Source organism: Protofrankia sp. Cr1 (genome assembly GCF_963555865.1).
GTDB lineage: Bacteria > Actinomycetota > Actinomycetes > Frankiales > Frankiaceae > Protofrankia.
The window spans coordinates 32,063-33,824 of record NZ_CAUVXO010000014.1 but is presented as its reverse complement, the minus strand read 5'-3'; the positions used below and the strand labels follow the sequence as shown (position 1 = coordinate 33,824).

The following is a 1,762-nucleotide window of genomic DNA, read 5'->3' as shown; positions in this document are numbered from 1 at the left end:
ACTTCTGGGCGTGCGAGCAGAACCACGATCGCACGCCCTTTGTTCAACTAAGAGCGACCGGGCGCGCGAAACAGCAATGTGGTGATGACCGCGCCCGGTAGGTCGGCGCATTCAACACCGACATAGGTTATTTCGGGCGGTACCGGACACCCGGGTCCATAAAATGTGAGCGCACCGACCGATCAGCGGGGTGGCGGTCGGACCGGTGGCGGCGACCGTCCGGGTCCCTCGAGGGCGTTTGACTGATCGCAATTCGACGGGCGACGTTCACTTCCCGGACACCGTCGTTTTATCCGGCGATCATATTTTCCGGACCATCCTCTCCTATCCTCCAGCACAGACAGAACGGTCAGGTCCGGTACAGACCGAAAGGCCGCCGTTAACGGGGGAAAACGGAGGCGACGGGTGCCACGTCAGCTCATGCGACATAGACTCATCGAAGCGGCGACCCAGGTTATTCGCACCCGCGGGCTGGCGGTTGCGACATCCAAGGAGATTGCGCGCGAAGCCAACGTGGCCGTGGGCAGCATATACAATCATTTTGTCGACAAAACGGACCTCATCACCGCGGTGATGCTCGAAGGCCTGCCAACCCTCGACGACGCGCTGGACCAGCTTCGGCTCCGCGTCGGGCGCGGGACGGTACAGGGCAACCTCGAGGAGCTGTCACAGGCTGCAATCATGTTCTTCGCGCAGTACCTGCCGCTGGCCGGGGGGCTGTTCACCGACGCCGAACTGCACGCGGCGGTCCGAACGAAGCTCATCACCGACCGTCGCGATCTGTCCACGGTTCACGATGGCGTGGCGTACTATCTCGCTCAGGAGCAGCAGATCAGCCGGATCAACCGGAACGTCGACCCCACTGTCGCCGCTGCGGTTCTGCTGGGCGCATGCAGCCAGTATGCGCTGCTCACCCACATGTCCCGGCCAGACGCCCTGCCCGAAGCGGTCCGGTACGCCACGCTCACGGTGTTCATGATTCTCCCCGCGCTCGAACCGGATATCGCGGGAACCTGCTGACACGGATTACGGGGAACCCGGCTGACACGGGTTACGGGGAACCCGAGGGTGGGGTTGCCGGAACGTGCCCGGTGAGCTGCCGGTCCGTACCTGCGGGCGGACCAGCTGACGGCGCGGGCTCCGGTGGATGTGCCGTCCACCACGCGGGCTCCAGCCGAAGTCCGGTGAGGGTGTCCGTCTCGTCCCAACGCTCGTGGTCGATCAGGAGTCGCAGCAGTCGGAAGCCCTCCTCAGCCTGGGCGGTCTCCGCCTGCACGCTTGCCGGCGGCGTGCCGGCTCCAGCCCGGGCATGGCGCATCGCGGCCGTCAGCTCACCGGTGGACGCGTCCGTCCGGACGGCGGGCTGACCGAGCCGACGCGCGAGGCCGGCGAGCTTGGCCTCGTGTGCGACCGCGACCACCGGGGTCCCCGCGGCGGCACCGGCGACGAGCGCGTGGAAGCGCATCGCGACGAGCAACCTGGCCGAGGCGGCGCTCGCCCGCGCCTCGGTCAGGTCCGCCGGCGGTGGCAGGACAATGCTGCCGTCAAGGCGAGTCTGCAGATATGCCGCTACCGCATGGTCGTCCGTTCCCGAGGTACCGACACCGACCTGCCACGGCTGGAGAAGTACCTGTAGCCCGTCGGCGGCCTGCTCGGTGAGGGCATCCGCGAGCCGGTCGAGCAACGACCACAGCTCCCGTCCGCTCGCCGCTAAATGACTGAGCGCAACCAGAATCGTGTCGTCACGGCCACTGTGCCGGCT

The 1,762-nt window shown here is 66.6% G+C and carries 2 protein-coding genes; one reads left to right on the top strand and one right to left on the bottom strand.

Annotated elements, in window-relative coordinates:
• Positions 1-420: 420 nt before the first annotated feature.
• Positions 421-1,020, top strand: coding sequence for a TetR/AcrR family transcriptional regulator (locus tag U9980_RS02985; RefSeq protein ID WP_322748204.1), 600 nt, complete (start codon positions 421-423; stop codon positions 1,018-1,020).
• Positions 1,021-1,051: 31 nt separating this feature from the next.
• Here the strand turns inward: U9980_RS02985 and U9980_RS02980 are convergent.
• The coding region (locus tag U9980_RS02980; RefSeq protein WP_322766577.1) for a polysaccharide pyruvyl transferase family protein at positions 1,052-1,762 on the bottom strand (711 nt) is incomplete at its 5' end.

What these genes read in the sequence shown, in the direction of transcription:
- U9980_RS02985 (WP_322748204.1), top strand. Translation starts at nt 421, where the DNA reads ATGCGACATAGACTCATCGAAGCGGCGACCCAGGTTATTCGCACCCGC.